At 51.5% G+C, this 23,045-nt stretch carries 18 protein-coding genes and 5 pseudogenes; 18 read left to right on the top strand and 5 right to left on the bottom strand.

Features of this window, described 5'->3' with window-relative positions:
* The 12 genes and pseudogenes from BFF42_RS20800 to flhE form a co-directional block, all read left to right on the top strand.
* Nucleotides 1-156: IS3 family transposase (locus BFF42_RS20800; protein ID WP_001392677.1), on the top strand; the 156-nt coding region annotated here is incomplete at its 5' end.
* Between the two features lie 89 nt (nucleotides 157-245).
* Nucleotides 246-2,210 (top strand): chemotaxis protein CheA, encoded by a 1,965-nt coding sequence (gene cheA, locus BFF42_RS20795; RefSeq protein WP_012421234.1) that lies wholly within the window; start codon nucleotides 246-248, stop codon nucleotides 2,208-2,210.
* Between the two features lie 20 nt (nucleotides 2,211-2,230).
* Nucleotides 2,231-2,734 (top strand): chemotaxis protein CheW, encoded by a 504-nt coding sequence (cheW, locus tag BFF42_RS20790; RefSeq protein WP_000147299.1) that lies wholly within the window; start codon nucleotides 2,231-2,233, stop codon nucleotides 2,732-2,734.
* Nucleotides 2,735-2,878: 144 nt separating this feature from the next.
* Nucleotides 2,879-4,297: a methyl-accepting chemotaxis protein gene (locus BFF42_RS20785; RefSeq protein WP_039060282.1), complete on the top strand. Its 1,419-nt coding sequence runs from the start codon at nucleotides 2,879-2,881 to the stop codon at nucleotides 4,295-4,297.
* A gap of 45 nt (nucleotides 4,298-4,342) precedes the next feature.
* Nucleotides 4,343-5,944 carry a methyl-accepting chemotaxis protein IV gene (gene tap / locus BFF42_RS20780; protein ID WP_000483190.1) on the top strand — a complete coding sequence of 534 codons (1,602 nt, stop codon included), beginning with the start codon at nucleotides 4,343-4,345 and terminating at the stop codon, nucleotides 5,942-5,944.
* Nucleotides 5,945-5,962: 18 nt separating this feature from the next.
* Nucleotides 5,963-6,823: a protein-glutamate O-methyltransferase CheR gene (gene cheR / locus BFF42_RS20775; protein WP_000204335.1), complete on the top strand. Its 861-nt coding sequence runs from the start codon at nucleotides 5,963-5,965 to the stop codon at nucleotides 6,821-6,823.
* A gap of 2 nt (nucleotides 6,824-6,825) precedes the next feature.
* Nucleotides 6,826-7,875 carry a protein-glutamate methylesterase/protein glutamine deamidase gene (gene cheB, locus BFF42_RS20770; RefSeq protein WP_000036380.1) on the top strand — a complete coding sequence of 350 codons (1,050 nt, stop codon included), beginning with the start codon at nucleotides 6,826-6,828 and terminating at the stop codon, nucleotides 7,873-7,875.
* Between the two features lie 14 nt (nucleotides 7,876-7,889).
* A complete protein-coding gene (cheY, locus tag BFF42_RS20765; RefSeq protein WP_000763866.1) occupies nucleotides 7,890-8,279 on the top strand; it encodes a chemotaxis response regulator CheY in 390 nt (129 codons plus the stop codon).
* 10 nt (nucleotides 8,280-8,289) lie between these two features.
* On the top strand, nucleotides 8,290-8,934 hold the full coding sequence (cheZ, locus tag BFF42_RS20760; RefSeq protein ID WP_000983608.1) for a protein phosphatase CheZ: 645 nt from the start codon (nucleotides 8,290-8,292) through the stop codon (nucleotides 8,932-8,934).
* Between the two features lie 112 nt (nucleotides 8,935-9,046).
* Nucleotides 9,047-10,119, top strand: a pseudogene (flhB, locus tag BFF42_RS27115) (flagellar biosynthesis protein FlhB); the annotation flags it as partial.
* Nucleotides 10,112-12,188, top strand: a pseudogene (gene flhA, locus BFF42_RS20750) (flagellar biosynthesis protein FlhA). The pseudogenes flhB and flhA, both read left to right, overlap by 8 nt.
* Nucleotides 12,188-12,580 (top strand): flagellar protein FlhE, encoded by a 393-nt coding sequence (gene flhE, locus BFF42_RS20745; RefSeq protein WP_001259583.1) that lies wholly within the window; start codon nucleotides 12,188-12,190, stop codon nucleotides 12,578-12,580. The pseudogene flhA and the gene flhE overlap by 1 nt, the downstream one beginning before the upstream one ends.
* Before the next feature lie 119 nt (nucleotides 12,581-12,699).
* On the opposite strand, the pseudogene BFF42_RS20740 reads toward flhE, so the two are convergent.
* Nucleotides 12,700-13,188: pseudogene (locus BFF42_RS20740) on the bottom strand (lysozyme inhibitor LprI family protein).
* A gap of 90 nt (nucleotides 13,189-13,278) precedes the next feature.
* Between BFF42_RS20740 and yecV the strand changes: the two are divergent.
* Nucleotides 13,279-13,323 (top strand): protein YecV, encoded by a 45-nt coding sequence (gene yecV, locus BFF42_RS27385; RefSeq protein WP_211180499.1) that lies wholly within the window; start codon nucleotides 13,279-13,281, stop codon nucleotides 13,321-13,323.
* 41 nt (nucleotides 13,324-13,364) lie between these two features.
* Here the strand turns inward: yecV and argS are convergent.
* Nucleotides 13,365-15,096, bottom strand: a pseudogene (argS, locus tag BFF42_RS20735) (arginine--tRNA ligase).
* A 215-nt stretch (nucleotides 15,097-15,311) separates the two neighbouring features.
* Between argS and BFF42_RS20730 the strand changes: the two are divergent.
* From BFF42_RS20730 to torZ, 4 genes are all read left to right on the top strand, one after another.
* A complete protein-coding gene (locus BFF42_RS20730) occupies nucleotides 15,312-15,878 on the top strand; it encodes a VOC family protein (RefSeq protein WP_039060279.1) in 567 nt (188 codons plus the stop codon).
* Between the two features lie 13 nt (nucleotides 15,879-15,891).
* Nucleotides 15,892-16,638, top strand: coding sequence for a copper homeostasis protein CutC (gene cutC / locus BFF42_RS20725; protein WP_001185756.1), 747 nt, complete (start codon nucleotides 15,892-15,894; stop codon nucleotides 16,636-16,638).
* Between the two features lie 387 nt (nucleotides 16,639-17,025).
* A complete protein-coding gene (locus BFF42_RS20720) occupies nucleotides 17,026-18,018 on the top strand; it encodes a NapC/NirT family cytochrome c (RefSeq protein ID WP_039060277.1) in 993 nt (330 codons plus the stop codon).
* 24 nt (nucleotides 18,019-18,042) lie between these two features.
* Complete coding sequence (torZ, locus tag BFF42_RS20715) at nucleotides 18,043-20,472, top strand: trimethylamine N-oxide reductase TorZ (protein ID WP_146759063.1); 2,430 nt, start codon at nucleotides 18,043-18,045, stop codon at nucleotides 20,470-20,472.
* 164 nt (nucleotides 20,473-20,636) lie between these two features.
* On the opposite strand, the gene cmoB is transcribed toward torZ, so the two are convergent.
* From cmoB to BFF42_RS20700, 3 genes and pseudogenes are all read right to left on the bottom strand, one after another.
* Nucleotides 20,637-21,608, bottom strand: a complete 972-nt coding sequence (cmoB, locus tag BFF42_RS20710; RefSeq protein ID WP_000564746.1) for a tRNA 5-methoxyuridine(34)/uridine 5-oxyacetic acid(34) synthase CmoB — start codon at nucleotides 21,606-21,608, stop codon at nucleotides 20,637-20,639.
* Entirely contained in the window at nucleotides 21,605-22,348 is a 744-nt protein-coding gene (cmoA, locus tag BFF42_RS20705) for a carboxy-S-adenosyl-L-methionine synthase CmoA (RefSeq protein ID WP_000019619.1), read from the bottom strand. Before cmoA ends, cmoB begins: the two co-directional genes overlap by 4 nt.
* A 40-nt stretch (nucleotides 22,349-22,388) precedes the next feature.
* A pseudogene (locus BFF42_RS20700) lies at nucleotides 22,389-22,715 on the bottom strand (MAPEG family protein); the annotation flags it as partial.
* 74 nt (nucleotides 22,716-22,789) lie between these two features.
* On the opposite strand from BFF42_RS20700, the gene BFF42_RS20695 reads away from it, so the two are divergent.
* Nucleotides 22,790-23,045 (top strand): IS3 family transposase (locus BFF42_RS20695; protein WP_033555117.1); only part of this gene is annotated, 256 nt, incomplete at its 3' end.

The following is a 23,045-nucleotide window of genomic DNA, read 5'->3' as shown; positions in this document are numbered from 1 at the left end:
AGCCTGAGCCACTATCGTTTTAATAACCGGGATGAAGCCATCTCAGTAATACGGGAATACATTGAGATTTTCTACAATCGTCAGCGTCGTCACTCTCGTCTGGGGAATATCTCCCCGGCAGCCTTCAGGGAAAAATATCATCAGATGGCTGCTTAAAAAAAGAACAAATGGTAGTGTCCGCTATTGCCAGTACACCTCACAGGTCAGTGTTCCCACAATGCCATCAGCCGAACCGAGGTGACAGCGTGAGCATGGATATAAGCGATTTTTATCAGACATTTTTTGATGAAGCGGACGAACTGTTGGCTGATATGGAGCAGCATCTGCTGGTTTTGCAGCCGGAAGCGCCAGATGCCGAACAATTGAATGCCATCTTTCGGGCTGTCCACTCGATCAAAGGAGGGGCAGGAACTTTTGGCTTCAGCGTTTTGCAGGAAACCACGCATCTGATGGAAAACCTGCTCGATGAAGCCAGACGAGGTGAGATGCAACTCAACACCGACATTATCAATCTGTTTTTGGAAACGAAGGACATCATGCAAGAACAGCTCGACGCTTATAAACAGTCGCAAGAGCCGGATGCCGCCAGCTTCGATTATATCTGCCAGGCCTTGCGTCAATTGGCATTAGAAGCGAAAGGCGAAACGCCATCCGCAGTGACCCGATTAAGTGTGGTTGCCAAAAGTGAACCGCAAGATGAGCAGAGTCGCAGTCAGTCGCCGCGACGAATTATCCTTTCGCGCCTGAAGGCCGGGGAAGTCGACCTGCTGGAAGAAGAACTGGGACATCTGATAACGTTAACTGACGTGGTGAAAGGGGCGGATTCGCTCTCGGCAATATTACCGGGCGACATCGCCGAAGATGACATCACAGCGGTACTCTGTTTTGTGATTGAAGCCGATCAGATTACCTTTGAAACAGTAGAAGTCTCGCCCAAAATATCCACCCCACCAGTGCTTAAACTGGCAGCCGAACAAGCACCAACCGGCCGCGTGGAGCGGGAAAAAACGACGCGCAGCAGTGAATCCACCAGCATCCGTGTAGCGGTAGAAAAGGTTGATCAATTAATTAACCTCGTCGGCGAGCTGGTTATCACCCAGTCCATGCTTGCCCAGCGTTCCAGCGAACTAGACCCGGTTAATCATGGTGATTTGATAACCAGCATGGGGCAGTTACAACGTAACGCCCGTGATTTGCAGGAATCAGTGATGTCGATTCGCATGATGCCGATGGAATATGTTTTTAGTCGCTATCCCCGGCTGGTGCGTGATCTGGCGGGAAAACTCGGCAAGCAGGTAGAACTGACGCTGGTGGGCAGTTCCACTGAGCTCGACAAGAGCCTGATAGAACGCATTATCGACCCGCTGACCCACCTGGTACGCAATAGCCTCGATCACGGTATTGAACTGCCAGAAAAACGGCTCGCCGCAGGTAAAAACAGCGTCGGAAATTTAATTCTGTCTGCCGAACATCAGGGCGGCAACATTTGCATTGAAGTGACCGACGATGGGGCGGGGCTAAACCGTGAGCGAATTCTGGCAAAAGCGGCCTCGCAAGGTTTGACTGTCAGCGAAAACATGAGCGACGACGAAGTCGCGATGCTGATATTTGCACCAGGCTTCTCCACGGCAGAGCAGGTCACCGACGTCTCCGGGCGCGGCGTCGGCATGGACGTCGTTAAACGTAATATCCAGGAGATGGGCGGTCATGTCGAAATCCAGTCGAAGCAGGGTACTGGCACTACGATCCGCATTTTACTGCCGCTGACGCTGGCCATCCTCGACGGCATGTCCGTACGCGTTGCGGATGAAGTTTTCATTCTGCCGCTGAATGCTGTCATGGAATCACTGCAACCCCGTGAAGCCGATCTGCATCCACTGGCCGGCGGCGAGCGGGTGCTGGAAGTGCGGGGCGAATATCTGCCCATCGTCGAACTGTGGAAAGTGTTCAACGTCGCGGGCGCGAAAACCGAAGCCACCCAGGGAATTGTGGTGATCTTACAAAGTGGCGGTCGCCGCTACGCCTTGCTGGTGGATCAATTAATTGGTCAGCACCAGGTTGTGGTTAAAAACCTTGAAAGTAACTATCGCAAAGTCCCCGGCATTTCTGCTGCGACCATTCTTGGCGACGGCAGCGTGGCACTGATTGTTGATGTCTCCGCCTTGCAGGCGATAAACCGCGAACAACGTATGGCGAACACCGCCGCCTGAATGAGTAAAAAGGTAACAATATGACCGGTATGACGAATGTAACAAAGCTGGCCAGCGAGCCGTCAGGCCAGGAATTTCTGGTATTTACCCTTGGTGATGAAGAGTACGGTATTGATATCCTGAAAGTGCAGGAGATCCGTGGCTACGATCAGGTAACACGGATTGCGAACACGCCAGCGTTTATCAAAGGCGTCACGAATCTGCGCGGCGTTATTGTGCTGATTGTTGACTTACGAATTAAGTTCAGCCAGGTGGATGTGGACTATAACGACAACACGGTAGTTATCGTCCTGAATCTCGGACAGCGGGTGGTCGGCATCGTGGTTGACGGCGTCTCAGACGTGCTTTCATTGACGGCGGAGCAAATTCGTCCGGCACCGGAATTTGCCGTGACGCTTTCAACAGAATATCTCACTGGACTGGGCGCACTGGGCGACCGGATGTTGATTCTGGTGAACATCGAAAAACTGCTGAACAGCGAAGAGATGGCGCTGTTAGATAGCGCGGCGTCAGAAGTGGCGTAATTCTCCCGATTTCCTCAATTGAAATGAACCCGATGATCTGCGCATCGGGTTTTTTATTTCAATTTCGCGGCGGGTGGCATCAGCAATAAAGTTTCCCCCCTTCTTGCCGATAACGAGATCAACTTGTTTTCAGGAAGGTGCCTTATGATTAACCGTATCCGCGTAGTCACGCTGTTGGTAATGGTGTTGGGGGTATTTGCACTGTTACAGCTTATTTCCGGCAGTCTGTTTTTTTCTTCCCTTCACCATAGCCAGAAGAGCTTTGTGGTTTCCAATCAATTGCGGGAACAGCAGGGCGAGCTGACGTCAACCTGGGATTTAATGCTGCAAACGCGCATTAACCTGAGTCGTTCAGCGGTGCGGATGATGATGGATTCCTCCAATCAACAAAGTAACGCCAAAGTTGAATTGCTCGATAGCGCCAGGAAAACATTGGCGCAGGCAGCGACGCATTATAAAAAATTCAAAAGCATGGCACCGTTACCTGAAATGGTCGCTACCAGTCGTAATATTGATGAAAAATATAAAAACTATTACACAGCGTTAACTGAACTGATTGATTATCTAGATTATGGCAATACTGGAGCTTATTTCGCTCAGCCAACCCAGGGAATGCAAAACATTGACGGGCGCAGTGAAATGGGCGACCTGGCGCAGAGCGTTTCACATATGCAACGCTCTTTGACTGACACCGTCACTCATGTCCGCGAAGGTTCAGATGCCATCTATGCCGGTACCCGTGAAATTGCGGCGGGCAACACCGATCTTTCCTCCCGTACTGAACAGCAGGCATCCGCGCTGGAAGAAACTGCCGCCAGCATGGAGCAGCTCACCGCGACAGTGAAGCAAAACGCCGATAACGCCCGCCAGGCCTCGCAACTGGCGCAAAGTGCCTCCGACACCGCCCAGCACGGCGGCAAAGTGGTGGATGGCGTAGTGAAAACGATGCATGAGATCGCCGATAGTTCGAAGAAAATTGCCGACATTATCAGCGTTATCGACGGTATCGCCTTCCAGACTAATATCCTCGCGCTGAATGCCGCGGTTGAAGCCGCGCGTGCGGGTGAACAGGGCCGTGGTTTTGCCGTGGTGGCGGGTGAAGTGCGTAATCTTGCCAGTCGCAGCGTCCAGGCGGCAAAAGAGATCAAAGCCCTCATTGAAGACTCCGTCGCACGCGTTGATACCGGTTCGGTGCTGGTCGAAAGCGCCGGGGAAACAATGAACAATATCGTCAATGCTGTCACTCGCGTGACTGACATTATGGGCGAGATTGCATCGGCATCGGATGAACAGAGCCGTGGCATCGTTCAAGTCGCATTGGCGGTTTCGGAAATGGATCGCGTCACGCAACAGAACGCATCGCTGGTGCAGGAATCAGCTACCGCCGCCGCTGCGCTGGAAGAACAGGCGAGTCGTTTAACGCAAGCGGTTTCCACGTTCCGTCTGGCAGCCAGCCCACTCACCAATAAACCGCAAACACCATCCCGTCCTGCCAGTGAGCAACCACCGGCACAGCCACGACTGCGAATTGCTGAACAAGATCCAAACTGGGAAACATTTTGACGAGTATTTACTAACGCGGTCATTGCCGCCTGATGGGGAGCGTTGATGTTTAATCGTATTCGAATTTCGACCACGCTGTTTTTAATTTTGATTCTCTGCGGGATCTTGCAGATTGGCAGTAACGGCATGTCTTTTTGGGCATTTCGCGACGATTTGCAACGACTGAATCAGGTCGAGCAGAGCAATCAGCAACGTGCGGCATTAGCGCAAACTCGGGCGATAATGTTACAGGCCAGTACCGCGCTGAACAAAGCGGGCACTCTGACGGCACTTAGCTATCCGGCGGATGACATTAAAACGTTGATGACGACGGCGCGCGCCAGTCTGACGCAATCCACCACGCTGTTTAAAAGTTTTATGGCGATGACTGCGGGCAACGAGCACGTCAGGGCATTGCAAAAAGAGACGGAGAAAAGTTTTGCCCGCTGGCACAACGATCTCGAACATCAGGCGACCTGGCTTGAAAGTAATCAACTTTCGGATTTCCTCACTGCGCCGGTGCAGGGATCACAGAATGCGTTTGACGTTAACTTTGAGGCCTGGCAGCTGGAGATCAACCATGTGCTGGAAGCCGCCAGTGCGCAAAGTCAGCGTAACTATCAGATTTCGGCGCTGGTGTTTATCAGCATGATTATTGTTGCGGCAATCTACATCAGCAGTGCGCTGTGGTGGACGCGCAAGATGATTGTTCAACCACTGGCCATTATTGGTAGCCATTTTGACAGCATTGCTGCGGGTAATCTGGCGCGTCCGATTGCGGTATATGGTCGTAATGAGATCACCGCCATTTTTGCCAGCCTGAAGACCATGCAGCAGGCTTTGCGTGGGACGGTGAGTGATGTGCGTAAGGGAAGCCATGAGATGCACATTGGGATCGCGGAGATTGTCGCAGGCAATAACGATCTCTCAAGTCGTACCGAACAGCAGGCGGCATCGCTGGCACAAACGGCCGCCAGTATGGAGCAATTAACCGCCACGGTAGGGCAAAACGCCGATAACGCACGACAGGCGTCGGAACTGGCAAAAAATGCCGCGACAACGGCGCAGGCGGGCGGTGTTCAGGTCAGTACCATGACTCACACCATGCAGGAGATCGCCACCAGCTCGCAAAAAATTGGCGACATTATCAGCGTTATCGACGGAATTGCTTTCCAGACCAATATTCTGGCCCTGAATGCGGCAGTGGAAGCGGCTCGCGCCGGAGAGCAGGGGCGTGGTTTTGCGGTAGTGGCAGGTGAAGTGCGCAATCTTGCCAGCCGTAGCGCGCAGGCAGCAAAAGAGATCAAAGGGCTGATCGAAGAGTCAGTCAATCGTGTCCAGCAGGGTTCGAAACTGGTGAATAACGCCGCCGCGACCATGACCGATATTGTCAGTTCGGTGACCCGCGTGAACGACATTATGGGAGAAATTGCTTCGGCGTCGGAAGAACAACGGCGGGGGATTGAGCAGGTTGCACAGGCTGTCAGCCAGATGGATCAGGTGACTCAGCAGAACGCCTCGCTGGTAGAAGAAGCGGCGGTGGCAACGGAACAACTGGCGAATCAGGCCGACCATCTTTCGTCGCGTGTGGCGGTATTTACCCTTGAAGAACATGAAGTAGCACGACATGAGTCGGCGCAGTTACAAATTGCGCCAGTGGTATCCTGAAGTGATTGAGAAGGCGCTATGACTTCATCTCTGCCCTGTGGGCAAACGTCTTTATTGTTACAGATGACCGAGCGCCTGGCGCTTTCCGACGCGCATTTTCGGCGGATAAGTCAATTGATCTATCAACGAGCCGGGATCGTCCTGGCCGATCATAAACGCGACATGGTTTACAACCGACTGGTTCGTCGTTTGCGTTCGCTAGGACTGACGGATTTCGGTCATTATCTGAACTTGCTGGAATCTAATCAGCACAGCGGTGAGTGGCAGGCGTTTATCAATTCGCTGACCACGAATCTGACGGCATTTTTCCGTGAGGCACATCATTTCCCTCTGCTCGCGGATCACGCACGTCGCCGTTCTGGCGAGTATCGCGTATGGAGCGCGGCGGCTTCAACCGGCGAAGAGCCGTACAGCATTGCGATGACGCTGGCTGACACATTGGGCACCGCGCCCGGACGCTGGAAAGTGTTTGCCAGTGATATCGACACCGAAGTGCTGGAAAAAGCCAGAAGCGGTATTTATCGCCATGAAGAGTTGAAAAACCTGACGCCGCAGCAACTGCAACGGTATTTCATGCGAGGGACGGGACCGCATGAAGGGCTGGTACGCGTGCGTCAGGAGCTGGCGAACTATGTTGATTTTGCCCCGCTGAATCTACTGGCGAAACAGTACACCGTGCCGGGGCCGTTTGATGCGATCTTCTGTCGTAACGTCATGATCTACTTCGATCAAAATACCCAGCAGGAGATTTTGCGCCGCTTTGTTCCGCTCCTTAAACCCGACGGATTGCTGTTTGCGGGTCACTCTGAAAACTTTAGCCACCTTGAGCGCCGCTTCACGCTGCGTGGTCAGACGGTGTATGCGCTAAGTAAGGATTAACGATGAGCAAAATCAGGGTGTTATCTGTCGATGATTCGGCACTGATGCGCCAGATCATGACAGAAATCATCAACAGCCATAGCGACATGGAAATGGTGGCGACCGCGCCTGATCCGCTGGTCGCGCGTGACTTGATTAAGAAATTCAATCCCGATGTGCTGACGCTGGATGTTGAAATGCCGCGGATGGACGGACTGGATTTCCTCGAAAAATTAATGCGTTTGCGTCCAATGCCCGTTGTGATGGTTTCTTCCTTGACCGGCAAAGGATCAGAAGTCACGCTGCGCGCGCTGGAGCTGGGGGCAATAGATTTTGTCACCAAACCGCAACTGGGTATTCGCGAAGGAATGCTGGCGTATAGCGAAATGATTGCTGAAAAGGTGCGTACGGCAGCAAAGGCGAGCCTTGCAGCACATAAGCCATTGTCAGCACCGACAACGCTGAAGGCGGGTCCGTTGTTGAGTTCTGAAAAACTGATTGCGATTGGTGCTTCAACGGGTGGAACTGAGGCAATTCGTCACGTACTGCAACCGTTGCCGCTTTCCAGCCCGGCATTGTTAATTACCCAACATATGCCGCCCGGTTTCACCCGCTCTTTTGCCGACAGACTTAATAAGCTTTGCCAGATCGGGGTTAAAGAAGCCGAAGACGGAGAACGTGTCTTGCCGGGGCATGCCTATATTGCGCAGGGCGATCGGCATATGGAACTGGCGCGTAGTGGCGCAAATTATCAAATCAAAATTCACGACGGCCCGGCGGTTAACCGTCATCGGCCTTCGGTAGATGTGTTGTTCCATTCTGTCGCCAAACAGGCGGGGCGTAATGCGGTTGGGGTGATCCTGACCGGTATGGGCAACGACGGCGCGGTGGGAATGTTGGCGATGCGTCAGGCGGGGGCATGGACCCTTGCGCAAAACGAAGCAAGTTGCGTGGTGTTCGGCATGCCGCGCGAGGCCATCAATATGGGTGGTGTCTGCGAAGTGGTCGATCTTAGCCAGGTAAGCCAGCAAATGTTGGCAAAAATTAGTGCCGGACAGGCGATACGTATTTAAATCAGGAGTGTGAAATGGCGGATAAAGAACTTAAATTTTTGGTTGTGGATGACTTTTCCACCATGCGACGCATAGTGCGTAACCTGCTGAAAGAGCTGGGATTCAATAATGTTGAGGAAGCGGAAGATGGCGTCGACGCTCTCAATAAGTTGCAGGCAGGCGGTTATGGATTTGTTATCTCCGACTGGAACATGCCCAATATGGATGGCCTGGAATTGCTGAAAACAATTCGTGCGGATGGCGCGATGTCGGCATTGCCAGTGTTAATGGTGACTGCAGAAGCGAAGAAAGAGAACATCATTGCTGCGGCGCAAGCGGGGGCCAGTGGCTATGTGGTGAAGCCATTTACCGCCGCGACGCTGGAGGAAAAACTCAACAAAATCTTTGATAAACTGGACATGTGAGGATGCGACTATGATGCAACCATCAATCAAACCTGCTGACGAGCATTCAGCTGGCGATATCATTGCGCGCATCGGCAGCCTGACGCGTATGCTGCGCGACAGTTTGCGGGAACTGGGGCTGGATCAGGCCATTGCCGAAGCGGCGGAAGCCATCCCCGATGCGCGCGATCGTTTGTACTATGTTGTGCAGATGACCGCCCAGGCTGCGGAGCGGGCGCTGAACAGTGTTGAGGCGTCACAACCGCATCAGGATCAAATGGAGAAATCAGCAAAAGCGTTAACCCAACGTTGGGATGACTGGTTTGCCGATCCGATTGACCTTGCCGACGCCCGTGAACTGGTAACAGATACACGACAATTTCTGGCAGATGTACCCGCGCATACCAGCTTTACTAACGCGCAACTGCTGGAAATCATGATGGCGCAGGATTTTCAGGATCTCACCGGGCAGGTTATTAAGCGGATGATGGATGTCATTCAGGAGATCGAACGCCAGTTGCTGATGGTGCTGTTGGAAAACATCCCGGAACAGGAGTCGCGTCCAAAACGTGAAAACCAGAGTTTGCTTAATGGACCTCAGGTCGATACCAGCAAAGCCGGTGTGGTAGCCAGTCAGGATCTGGTGGACGATTTGTTGGATAGTCTTGGATTTTGATTTGTATTGCCTGATGTGGCGTGACCACGTCATATCAGGCGGTCTGATAAGGCGATGACGCCGCATCCGACAAACGCACACTATGCTTGATGTGTGGCAGCAAAAGCCCTAAATCCCGCGTTCCCGTGAACTGACCTCACTGCTGATTTTGCTGGTGGGCGTGTGTGTTATCTGGTTCGGCGGTGTGTCGCTGGCCCGTCGATTGTCGGGCATGCTCTCCGCTGGGCTGCATTTTGATCACAGTATTATCAAAGACCCGAATCTGATCCTCGGGCAGATTATTCTGCTGATCAGAGAAGCCATGCTGGCGCTGCTACCGCTGATTAGCGGCGTGGTGCTGGTAGCGCTCATTTCTCCGGTCATGCTGGGGGGGCTGGTATTTAGCGGAAAATCCTTGCAGCCGAAGTTTTCCAAACTCAACCCGCTACCGGGCATTAAACGGATGTTCTCGGCACAGACTGGCGCGGAGTTGCTTAAAGCAATTTTGAAAACCATCCTGGTTGGCAGCGTGACGGTTTTTTTTCTCTGGCATCACTGGCCGCAGATGATGCGCTTACTGGCCGAGTCTCCGATTACCGCCATGGGTAATGCGATGGATTTGGTAGGGCTATGCGCACTGCTGGTGGTGCTTGGTGTCATTCCAATGGTGGGATTTGACGTCTTTTTCCAAATCTTCAGCCACCTGAAAAAGCTGCGAATGTCGCGGCAGGATATTCGTGATGAGTTCAAACAAAGCGAAGGCGACCCCCATGTTAAAGGACGGATCCGTCAGATGCAGCGAGCTGCCGCACGGCGTCGGATGATGGCCGATGTGCCGAAAGCGGATGTCATTGTCAATAACCCGACCACTATTCGGTAGCGTTGCAGTATGACGAAAACAAAATGAGCGCACCGAAAGTGGTCGCTAAAGGTGCAGGGCTGGTCGCGCTGCGCATTCGTGAAATTGGCGCTGAAAATAACGTCCCGACGCTTGAAGCGCCGCCGCTGGCGCGAGCGCTGTATCGACATGCGGAGATTGGTCAACAAATCCCGGGTCAACTGTACGCCGCGGTGGCGGAAGTGCTGGCCTGGATCTGGCAACTGAAACGCTGGCGTCTGGCTGGTGGACAGCGCCCTGTACAACCTACTCATCTTCCGGTGCCGGAAGCCCTGGATTTTATTAACGAGAAACCGACCCATGAGTAATCTGGCCGCGATGCTGCGCCTGCCCGCAAACCTGAAATCGACACAATGGCAGATCCTTGCCGGACCGATTTTGATCCTGTTGATCTTGTCGATGATGGTGCTGCCACTGCCCGCATTCATACTCGACCTGTTGTTTACCTTCAATATTGCCTTGTCGATCATGGTGTTGCTGGTGGCGATGTTTACCCAGCGCACGCTTGAGTTTGCTGCGTTTCCGACCATTCTGTTGTTTACTACGTTGTTGCGTCTGGCACTTAACGTGGCTTCAACCCGTATCATTTTGATGGAAGGGCATACCGGCGCGGCGGCGGCAGGGAAGGTGGTCGAAGCGTTCGGTCACTTCCTCGTTGGTGGCAATTTCGCTATAGGTATCGTGGTGTTTGTCATTCTCGTGATCATCAACTTTATGGTCATTACCAAAGGTGCCGGGCGTATCGCAGAAGTGGGTGCGCGCTTTGTTCTCGATGGTATGCCGGGTAAGCAGATGGCGATTGACGCCGACCTTAACGCTGGATTGATTGGTGAAGATGAGGCGAAAAAACGCCGCTCCGAAGTGACTCAGGAAGCCGATTTTTACGGCTCAATGGACGGGGCAAGTAAGTTTGTTCGCGGCGATGCCATCGCCGGGATCCTCATCATGGTCATTAACGTTGTCGGCGGGTTGCTGGTCGGCGTGCTGCAACATGGCATGAGCATGGGACACGCGGCGGAAAGTTATACGCTATTGACCATTGGCGACGGTCTGGTGGCACAAATTCCGACGCTGGTGATTTCTACCGCCGCGGGGGTCATCGTTACGCGTGTCAGCACCGATCAGGATGTTGGCGAGCAGATGGTGAATCAGCTTTTCAGTAACCCAAGCGTTATGTTGTTAAGCGCCGCCGTGCTCGGTTTACTCGGCTTGGTGCCTGGAATGCCGAACCTGGTATTTTTGCTGTTCACTGCCGGATCTGGGGCTGGCCTGGTGGATACGCGGACGCGAACAAAAAGCGCCTGCCGAACCCAAACCGGTAAAAATGGCAGAGAATAATACCGTTGTCGAAGCGACGTGGAACGATGTACAACTGGAAGATTCTCTGGGAATGGAAGTGGGTTATCGACTGATCCCGATGGTCGATTTCCAGCAGGATGGTGAGTTGTTGGGCCGTATACGCAGTATCCGCAAGAAATTTGCCCAGGAGATGGGATTTCTGCCGCCAGTGGTGCACATTCGCGACAATATGGATCTGCAACCTGCCCGCTATCGCATTTTGATGAAAGGCGTGGAGATTGGCAGTGGTGATGCTTATCCGGGGCGCTGGTTGGCGATTAACCCTGGAACCGCTGCCGGGACGTTACCTGGTGAGGCGACCGTCGATCCGGCATTTGGCCTGAATGCTATCTGGATTGAAAGTGCGCTAAAAGAACAGGCGCAGATTCAGGGGTACACAGTGGTTGAGGCCAGCACGGTGGTAGCAACGCATCTTAACCACCTCATTAGCCAGCATGCCGCAGAGCTGTTTGGTCGTCAGGAGGCGCAACAGCTGTTGGATCGCGTCGCCCAGGAGATGCCAAAGCTGACGGAAGATCTCGTTCCTGGCGTCGTCACGCTCACCACACTGCATAAAGTGCTGCAAAATCTCCTCGATGAAAAAGTACCGATTCGCGATATGCGCACCATTCTCGAAACGCTGGCGGAACATGCGCCCATCCAAAGCGATCCACATGAATTAACCGCCGTCGTGCGCGTGGCGTTGGGACGGGCGATTACCCAGCAGTGGTTTCCTGGCAAAGATGAAGTCCATGTTATTGGCCTCGATACACCGCTGGAACGTTTGTTACTACAGGCGCTGCAGGGCGGGGAAGGACTGGAGCCAGGGCTGGCGGATCGTTTACTGGCGCAAACTCAGGAAGCTCTATCCCGTCAGGAGATGCTGGGTGCGCCGCCAGTATTGTTGGTGAACCACGCGCTGCGACCATTATTGTCTCGCTTCCTGCGCCGCAGCTTGCCGCAGTTAGTGGTCCTGTCGAATCTGGAACTGTCTGATAACCGACATATCCGCATGACGGCGACAATTGGCGGCAAATAATGAGAACCTTATTAGCAATATTATTGTTTCCGCTGCTGGTGCAAGCCGCCGGGGAGGGGATGTGGCAGGCAAGTAGTGTAGGAATTACGCTAAATCATCGCGGTGAGTCGATGTCGTCTGCGCCTCTTTCTACGCGACAACCTGCTTCAGGATTGATGACGCTGGTAGCGTGGCGTTATCAGCTTATCGGCCCGACACCTTCAGGACTGCGGGTTCGCTTGTGTTCGCAATCTCGTTGTGTCGAATTAGAGGGGCAGAGCGGAACCACCGTGGCCTTTTCCGGTATAGCGGCAGCAGAACCGTTGCGATTTATCTGGGAAGTGCCAGGCGGTGGGCGGTTAATTCCACCGCTAAAGGTACAACGTAATGAAGTGATTGTGAATTATCGCTGAAGGACAAAAAAATTACGCGCTCGCGAGTATGTTTAATAACTCAGTGAAAAAGGCTCGATGTCTTGTTGCAATTATTTATCAGGAATAGCTTGCAACAAAACATGCCAAAAAGATGTGAATTATCCTCTTGTCAAAGGGCTTGGATAAAAATCTTCAGAGTTACGGTATAGCTGCAACTGGCGAGTTCGCGTATTGGTCTGTATGATCATACATGAGAGCCATTCTGATTCAGAATAAGGGTCACTTAAATCCTGAACGTCCTCATTTGAAAGGATTAATTCACATTCTTTGTCCCTAAAATCCAGCCAGGCTCGCTGTGATTTTTTAAGCAAGTTAAGTTGTTAGGTATCAGTTTTTTTTACACCTGTGCGTGGCACTTGTTCTATATAACGATAAGCTTCACCATAGGCTTTATTTAATTGCGCATCGACGAGATTGTATTCTTGTCGCAGGCATGATTTGATCACGTTAATGTCAGTATCATCATCTGAATTTTTTTGCCAACAATCTTTGATGGCTGAAATGTCATGGTCGTTTACTATAACCGTATCTTCTGCGTAAGCCTGGCAAGAGATAATGCCTAATGTTAATACAAGAAATTTAAACACTGCGGTATTCCTTAAATTCAACCGTTATCGTTTCCCTGGGGCCGGATATTACGCTTCTGGCCTCTTATCCAACAGTCAGAAAACAATGGCATGTCCATTTTCAGAATACATTTAGATGGCAATAAAAAAGCCTGATCAGGTAACCCTGATCAGGCTTTACTCTCACGAAAAATCGATTACATACGCTCTACTGTCTCAATACCCAGCGTATCCAGACCCAGCTTTAGCGTCTTCGCTGTCAGTTGTGCCAGTTTCAGACGGCTGTTACGCACTTCTTCGTTTTCTGCGCTGAGGATCGGGCAGTGCTCGTAGAAGCCAGAGAACAGACCAGCCAGATCGTACAGGTAAGCACACATCACATGCGGCGTGCCTTCACGGGCAACCACGGTGAGGGTTTCTTCAAACTGCAGCAGGCGAGCTGCCAGTTGCGCTTCACGATCTTCACGGATGATTACCGGAGCTGCAGCCAGTTGCTCTTCGTTAATTTCTGCCTTACGGAACACGGACAATACACGCGTGTAAGCATACTGCATGTATGGCGCGGTATTACCCTCAAACGCCAGCATGTTGTCCCAGTCGAAGATGTAGTCCGTGGTGCGGTTTTTGGAGAGATCCGCATATTTCACCGCACCAATACCAACCGCGTTAGCCAGTTTTTCCAGCTCGTCAGCTGGCATATCCGGGTTCTTTTCTGCCACCAGACGGCGTGCACGTTCCAGGGCTTCATCCAGCAGATCGGCCAGTTTCACTGTACCACCCGCGCGGTTTTGAACGGTTTGCCGTCTTTACCCAGCATCATGCCGAACATGTGGTGTTCCAGCGGTACGGATTCCGGTACATAGCCTGCTTTACGGACGATCGCCCATGCCTGCATCAGGTGTTGATGCTGACGGGAGTCGATGTAATACAGCACGCGATCGGCATGCAGTGTTTCATAACGATATTTCGCACAGGCGATATCAGTGGTGGTGTAGAGATAGCCGCCATCTTTCTTCTGAATGATCACGCCCATCGGTTCGCCTTCCTTGTTTTTAAACTCATCAAGGAATACGACGGTCGCCCCTTCGCTTTCTACTGCCAGACCTTTGGCTTTGAGATCCGCCACAATTCCTGGCAGCATTGGGTTGTAGAGGCTTTCGCCCATCACGTCATCACGGGTCAGCGTCACGTTGAGACGATCGTAGGTGATCTGGTTCTGCGTCATGGTGATGTCGACCAGTTTGCGCCACATCTCGCGGAAATATTCGTCACCGCTTTGCAGTTTTACCACGTAGTTACGTGCACGCTCGGCAAACTCTTCATCTTCGTCGTAATGCTTTTTCGCATCGCGGTAGAAACCTTCAAGGTCAGCCAGCTCCATTTCACCGGCGTTTTCCTGCTGCTGCTTTTCCAGCCATGCAATCAGCATACCGAACTGAGTGCCCCAGTCGCCGACGTGGTTTGCGCGAATCACTTTGTGACCGAGGAACTCCAGAGTACGCACTGCTGCGTCACCAATAATGGTAGAGCGCAGGTGACCGACATGCATCTCTTTCGCCACGTTTGGCGCAGAGTAGTCAACCACAATGGTCTGTTTTTCTGGCGTAGAAACACCGAGACGATCGGACGCCAGCGCCTGCTGAACATGTTCAGCTAGGAATGCCGGATCAAGGAAAATGTTGATAAAGCCTGGACCGGCGATCTCAACTTTGCTGGCGATACCGTTAAGATCCAGATGAGTCAGCACCTGCTCTGCTAATTGTCGCGGTGCCATACCCAGTTTTTTAGCAACTGCCATCATGCCGTTAGCCTGATAGTCGCCGAACTGAACTTTTGCTGACTGACGAACCTGCGGTTCGCAATCCGCAGGCGCGCCTGCGCAATCATGGCCTGACGGACTTTTTCTGAGAGAAGAGCCTGAATATTCACCGGAATACCTTACATTGATGAAGCGAGCAAAAATTGCCCGCACCAGTTAAAGAAATTAGGGCGGGAGTATACTGCAAATGGCTGTTTTCGTCAGCAACGTGCGCGTGGCGTATTGCCGTTTTCACTATTGCATCAGAAGCGGCGTGAAATCAGCGGTTGGTTGGCGCAGGGCAACAGGGTAAATTAACGCTTTTACTGAAAGACGAAGAGTGATTATGGCGAACTGGCAATCTATCGACGAGCTGCAGGATATTGCATCGGATTTACCGCGATTTACCCACGCATTAGATGAACTCTCCCGCCGTCTGGGGTTGGATATCACTCCGCTGACTGCCGATCACATTTCTTTGCGTTGCCATCAAAACGTCACCGCTGAGCGCTGGCGTCGCGGTTTTGAACAGTGTGGCGAGCTTTTGTCAGAAAATATGATCAATGGCAGACCGATTTGTCTGTTTAAATTGCATGAACCGGTACAGGTTGCGCACTGGCAGTTTTCCATTGTGGAGCTACCGTGGCCCGGGGAAAAACGTTACCCACACGAAGGTTGGGAACATATTGAAATCGTTCTGCCGGGTGATCCAGAAACGCTGAATGCCCGTGCGCTGGCATTGCTTTCTGATGAAGGACTCAGCCTACCGGGGATCTCAGTGAAAACCAGTTCGCCAAAAGGTGAGTATGAGCGATTACCGAATCCGACGCTGGTGGTCACCGATGGCAAAACAACTATTAAGTTTCATCCGTGGTCCATTGAAGAGATCGTTGCCAGCGAGCAGTCGGCGTAATTAAGGAGTAAAAATGGCATTACTGGAAATTTGCTGTTACAGCATGGAATGTGCACTAACGGCGCAGCAAAACGGCGCAGACAGAGTTGAATTATGCGCAGCCCCAAAAGAGGGGGGCTTAACGCCGTCGTTGGGTGTACTGAAATCCGTGCGCCAGTGGGTGACGATCCCTGTGCATCCGATTATCCGCCCACGCGGTGGTGATTTTTGCTACAGCGACGGTGAGTTTGCCGCCATTCTTGAGGATGTGCTCACAGTCCGCGAATTAGGTTTTCCTGGACTGGTGACGGGCGTGCTCGATGTTGACGGGAATGTCGATATGCCACGAATGGAAAAAATAATGGCTGCTGCCGGTCCGCTGGCAGTGACTTTTCATCGCGCCTTCGATATGTGCGCTAACCCTTTAAATACACTCAGTAATCTTGCGGAATTGGGCATCGCCCGGGTGCTGACATCAGGGCAAAAATCAGATGCACTGCAAGGTTTATCAAAAATTATGGAACTTATTGCCCATCGTGATGCTCCAATCATTATGGCCGGAGCAGGAGTCCGTGCAGAAAACCTGCACCACTTCCTCGATGCCGGAGTGCTGGAAGTCCATAGCTCCGCGGGAGCGTGGCAAGCTTCACCGATGCGTTATCGTAATCAAGGATTGTCCATGTCATCAGATGCACACGCGGACGAGTATTCGCGTTATGTCGTAGACGGGGCGGCGGTTGCTGAAATGAAAGGAATCATTGAACGCCATCAGGCCAAATGATTTTTACCGTTGCATCATGTCGCCCAATATGATGCTTGCTCGTACCAGGCCCCTGCAATTTCAACAGGGGCCTTTTTTTATCCCTGAGCAGTATAAAAAACGTACGATAACCGTGATCTGTTGAGCGGGTGACAGTGAACATAGCGTTGTGCTAAAAATATTTTATATATTCACATTAATTATGGGGTTTAAATTGCTAAAACTGACAAATATATATTCTAAATAACAACAGGGTTATTCCTTAGCAATTAATGATTACATTGTAATAAATCATATTCTTTATCGATTATTTCAGGCAGTGTTGTGCCGAGTTATGCAAGCGGTTAATTCGTTGTGTATTTAATTATCCAATGATTTCGGTGTTCTGGAATTTATTTAGAGGAATCTATGCGAGGGAAAAAACGCATTGGGTTATTGTTTTTGCTGATAGCGGTTGTGGTTGGTGGCGGCGGGTTATTGCTGGCGCAAAAAGCCTTACATAAAACGTCGGATACAGCATTTTGCCTTTCCTGCCACTCGATGAGTAAACCTTTTGAGGAATATCAGGGAACTGTCCACTTTTCGAACCAGAAAGGGATACGTGCGGAATGTGCAGATTGCCATATTCCAAAGTCAGGGATGGATTATTTATTTGCTAAATTAAAAGCAACTGACTCTGCAACGTGCCGTAGTTGCCATTCTTTTGATGCCATGGATATTGCCTCGCAAAGTGAATCTGCGCAGAAAATGCATAACAAAGCACAAAAGGGCGGCGAAACCTGTATCGATTGTCATAAAGGCATTGCCCATTTTCCGCCAGAAATAAAAATGGATGACAACGCGGCGCATGAGCTGGAAAGTCAGGCCGCTACTTCAGTGACTAATGGCGCACATATTTATCTTTTCAAAACTTCTCGCATAGGCGAGCTGGCTACCGTGAATCCTGGTACCGATCTCACCGTCGTTGATGCCAGTGGCAAACAGCCGATCGTTCTGTTGCAGGGTTATCAAATGCAGGGCAGTGAAAACACGCTCTACCTGGCGGCAGGTCAACGGCTGGCGCTAGCCACATTAAGTGAAGAAGGTATCAAGGCGCTCACGCTAAACGGGGAATGGCAGGCTGACGAATACGGCAATCAATGGCGTCAGGCGTCTTTACAGGGTGCGCTTACCGATCCCGGATTAGCGGACCGTAAACCGCTATGGCAATACGCTGAAAAACTTGACGATACCTATTGCGCTGGTTGTCATGCCCCTATTGCCGCCGACCATTACACCGTCAATGCGTGGCCGTCCATTGCCAAAGGAATGGGGGCACGAACCAGCATGAGCGAAAACGAACTGGACATTTTAACGCGGTATTTCCAGTACAACGCCAAAGATATTACCGAGAAACAGTGATCCTCGTTGATCAGGGAGGAAGTTATGACATTAACAAGACGTGAATTTATTAAACACAGCGGTATTGCCGCTGGAGCGCTGGTGGTGACATCGGCAGCACCGCTCCCCGCATGGGCAGAAGAGAAGGGCGGTAAAATCCTCACCGCGGGACGTTGGGGAGCGATGAACGTAGAAGTGAAGGACGGCAAGATTGTTTCTTCAACAGGCGCGCTGGCGAAAACCATACCGAATTCCTTACAGTCTACGGCGGCGGATCAGGTACACACCACGACGCGTATTCAGCATCCGATGGTGAGAAAAAGCTATCTCGATAATCCACTGCAACCGACGAAAGGTCGTGGCGAAGATACCTATGTACAGGTGAGCTGGGAACAAGCATTAAAACTGATTCATGAGCAACACGATCGCATTCGCAAAGCTAACGGACCATCGGCTATTTTTGCCGGATCATACGGCTGGCGCTCTTCTGGCGTGTTGCATAAAGCGCAAACCTTACTGCAACGTTATATGAACCTGGCGGGCGGTTATTCCGGGCATAGCGGCGATTATTCAACCGGGGCGGCACAGGTGATCATGCCGCATGTGGTCGGTTCTGTAGAGGTGTATGAACAGCAGACCTCCTGGCCGCTGATTCTGGAAAACAGCCAGGTTGTGGTGCTGTGGGGGATGAACCCGCTGAATACCTTAAAAATTGCCTGGAGCAGTACCGATGAGCAAGGGCTGGAATACTTCCATCAGCTAAAAAAATCTGGCAAACCAGTGATTGCCATTGATCCTATCCGCTCCGAAACCATCGACTTCTTTGGCGATAATGCCACCTGGATCGCGCCGAATATGGGCACCGACGTGGCACTGATGTTAGGGATTGCGCATACCCTGATGACACAAGGCAAACACGATAAAGTGTTCCTTGAAAAATACACTACCGGGTATCCGCAGTTTGAAGAGTATCTGAGAGGTAAGAGCGATAATACGCCGAAGAGCGCGGCCTGGGCGGCGGAAATTACTGGCGTACCGGAAGCGCAGATAGTCAAACTCGCTGAACTGATGGCGGCGAATCGCACAATGCTGATGGCAGGCTGGGGAATTCAGCGCCAGCAATATGGTGAACAGAAACACTGGATGCTGGTGACGCTGGCGGCGGTGTTAGGGCAGATTGGTACACCGGGCGGCGGTTTTGGTTTCTCTTATCATTACTCCAATGGTGGCAACCCGACACGTGTTGGCGGCGTGCTGCCGGAAATGTCTGCGGCGATTGCCGGACAGGCCAGCGAGGCCGCTGATGATGGCGGAATGAGGGCGATTCCTGTTGCCCGTATCGTCGATGTGCTGGAAAATCCTGGCGGCAAATATCAGCATAACGGTAAAGAGCAAACGTATCCGAATATCAAAATGATCTGGTGGGCGGGTGGCGGTAACTTTACCCATCACCAGGATACTAATCGTCTGATTAAAGCATGGCAGAAACCGGAGATGATCGTCGTTTCTGAATGCTACTGGACCGCAGCTGCTAAACATGCAGATATCGTATTACCGATCACCACATCGTTTGAGCGCAATGACTTGACGATGACCGGTGATTACAGCAACCAGCATATTGTGCCGATGAAGCAGGCTGTCGCTCCGCAATTTGAAGCGCGAAACGATTTTGATGTGTTTGCCGATCTTGCGGAATTAGTGAAACCTGGCGGAAAAGAGATCTATACCGAAGGTAAAGATGAAATGGCGTGGCTGAAATTTTTCTATGATGCCGCTCAGAAAGGTGCCCGTGCGCAACGCGTGACTATGCCGATGTTTAATGCCTTCTGGCAGCAAAATAAACTGATCGAAATGCGCCGCAGCGAGAAGAACGAACAGTACGTTCGTTATGCTGATTTCCGCGCCGATCCGGTGAAAAATGCGCTGGGTACGCCAAGCGGCAAAATTGAGATTTACTCCAAAACGCTGGAAAAATTTGGCTATAAGGATTGCCCGGCACACCCAACCTGGCTTGCGCCTGATGAGTGGAAGGGTACCGCCGACGAGAAGCAGTTGCAGCTTCTGACCGCACATCCGGCACACCGTTTACATAGTCAGCTTAACTATGCGGAACTGCGTAAAAAATATGCGGTTGCAGATCGTGAACCAATCACTATTCATACCGAAGATGCTGCTCGCTTTGGTATTGCGAATGGTGATCTGGTGCGTGTGTGGAACAAACGTGGTCAGATTCTGACAGGCGCGGTGGTGACTGACGGGATCAAAAAAGGCGTGGTATGCGTGCATGAAGGTGCATGGCCAGATCTGGAAAATGGCTTGTGTAAAAACGGCAGTGCGAACGTGTTAACGGCGGATATCCCCAGCTCGCAGCTGGCAAATGCCTGTGCCGGTAACTCTGCGCTGGTGTATATCGAAAAATATACGGGTAACGCACCGAAGTTAACGGCATTTGATAAGCCTGCTGTTCAGGCGTAAGAAGTGAATAGCGCCCGGAAACGGGCGCTGAGGTTATGCAAACGTAAAACTGCCTGATGCGCTATGCTTATCAGGCCTACATAGTCCCTGCAATAGATTGAATTAGCAAGGGTTTGTAGGCCGGATAAGGCATTCACGCTGCATCCGGCAGTAATACCAGACCTTTACGGCTTGCGCGCAATCAGCACCGCGCGTTTAGGCGCAGGATAACCTTCAACTGTCTTACTCGGATCATGTGGGTCGAGGAAATCGGACAGAGATTCGGTAACCATCCATTCAGTGCGTCGCTGCTCTTCAGTAGTGGTAACGCACACATCCACAACGCGGATATCTACAAAACCACACTTCTTCAGCCAGTTTTTCAGCGCCAGCGCGGAAGGGATGAAATAGACATTACGCATTTGCGCGTAACGATCGCCTGGTACCAGCACCGTGTTCTCATCGCCATCAATAACCAGCGTTTCCAGCACCAGTTCACCCTCATTCACCAGTTGATCTTTCAACTGCCAGAGATGCTCCAGCGGCGAACGGCGATGGTAAAGCACGCCCATCGAAAAGACGGTATCAAAGGCTTTCAGTGCCGGAAGCTGTTCAATACCTAACGGTAACAAATGTGCGCGCTGATCGTTACCCAGTAGTTTACGCACCGCTTCAAACTGGCACAGAAACAGTTGCGTAGGGTCGATCCCCACCGCGAGGTGCGCGCCTGCGCCAATCATGCGCCACATGTGATAACCGCTGCCGCAGCCGACATCCAGAATGGTGCGTCCGGTTAAATCAGAAAGATGGGGCAGAACACGATCCCATTTCCAGTCGGAACGCCATTCGGTATCGATGTTGACGCCATACAGTGAGAACGGCCCTTTGCGCCATGGCATCAGGTTCCGCATAAGCGTTTCAATGCGTTTAATTTGCCCGGTGCTCAGTGGCTCTTCGCTTTCGGCGGTTACGCTATGCAATAAATCCAGACGATACGGTTTAATTTCAGGCAGAAATTCCACCGCGTTGGACCACTGCTTAAACAGCCCGTGCTGCTGCTCGCGCTGCCAGTTAGCAATCTGCGCGGGCAGCGTTTCGAGCCAGTGTGAAAGATGATTTTTGGCAATCAGAGAATAAAAGTTACCAAAGTCGATCATACAGCGTCCTCTGCTTTTAATGCCACCAGTGAACCAAAGTTAAAGCACTGGAACCACAGCTCGCTATGCTCAAAACCGGCTTTATGCAGGCGTGCTTTATGGGTTTCCACGGAATCGGTCAGCATCACGTTTTCCAGCATGCTGCGCTTCTGGCTGATCTCCAGTTCGCTGTAACCGTTGGCACGTTTAAAGTCGTGGTGCATGTTGAACAACAGTTCACCAACTTTGGCATCTTCGAAACTGAATTTTTCCGAAAGCACCAGCGCGCCGCCCGGGTTCAGTCCTTGATAAATTTTATCCAGTAATGCCTGGCGCTCGGAAGGTTCCAGGAATTGCAGGGTAAAATTCAGCACCACCATCGATGCGTTTTCAATGGCGATATCGCGAATATCACCTTCAATGACGTCTACTGGCGTAGGGGCTTTATAGGCGTCAATATGACGACGGCAGCGTTCAATCATCGCCGGGGAGTTGTCGATGGCAATAATTTTGCAATTATCATGATGAATGTTGCGACGCACCGAGAGCGTCGCCGCGCCCAGAGAACAACCCAGATCGTAAACCTGCGTACCAGGTTGAACGAAGCGCTCGGCTAGCATACTAATCATGGAAATAATATTGGAATAGCCGGGAACGGAACGCTGGATCATATCCGGGAAGACTTCAGCTACCCGTTCATCAAAGGTCCAGTCGCCCAGTCTGGCGATAGGGGCAGAAAATAGCGTGTCGCGGTGAGACATAACGTAAAAATCCGGGAAAAAGAAAGTGGCGTATTGTGCGCTAACGCAGGGAGAAAACCAACTCCCAGGGCATATACCAAAGATTCGCCAGCACCATCAGCAACAGCGCACACCAGGTGGCGCTCATGCCGGAACGTCGCCAGCGAAACAGACGGTGATGAAAACCGTAATAATGCATCAGACGACCAGCAAGCAAAACGATGCCGCAAATATGCACCATCCAGGTTTCTGCGCCATTCATTTCCATAAACAGCATCAGCACAATCGCGATGGGAATATATTCCACCGCGTTACCATGAATGCGAATAGCGCTTTGCAGTTCGCTAAAACCACCGTCACCATAGGCAACGCGGTACTGCAAACGCAAGCTGAAGTGGCACACTGAATTTGGCCACCTGAACAGAGGTGATATGCTCACCTCAGAACAACACAGGTGCTCCAATGAAAAAAAGAAATTTTAGCGCAGAGTTTAAACGCGAATCCGCTCAACTGGTTGTTGACCAGAAATACACGGTGGCAGATGCCGCCAAAGCTATGGATGTTGGCCTTTCCACAATGACAAGATGGGTCAAACAACTGCGTGATGAGCGTCAGGGCAAAACACCAAAAGCCTCTCCGATAACACCAGAACAAATCGAAATACGTAAGCTGAGGAAAAAGCTACAACGCATTGAAATGGAGAATGAAATATTAAAAA

This window comes from Shigella sp. FC1661, assembly GCF_001712525.1.
GTDB lineage: Bacteria > Pseudomonadota > Gammaproteobacteria > Enterobacterales > Enterobacteriaceae > Escherichia > Escherichia coli.
The sequence above is the reverse complement of the archived record's forward strand: the minus strand, read 5'-3'. Positions and strand labels throughout refer to the sequence as shown.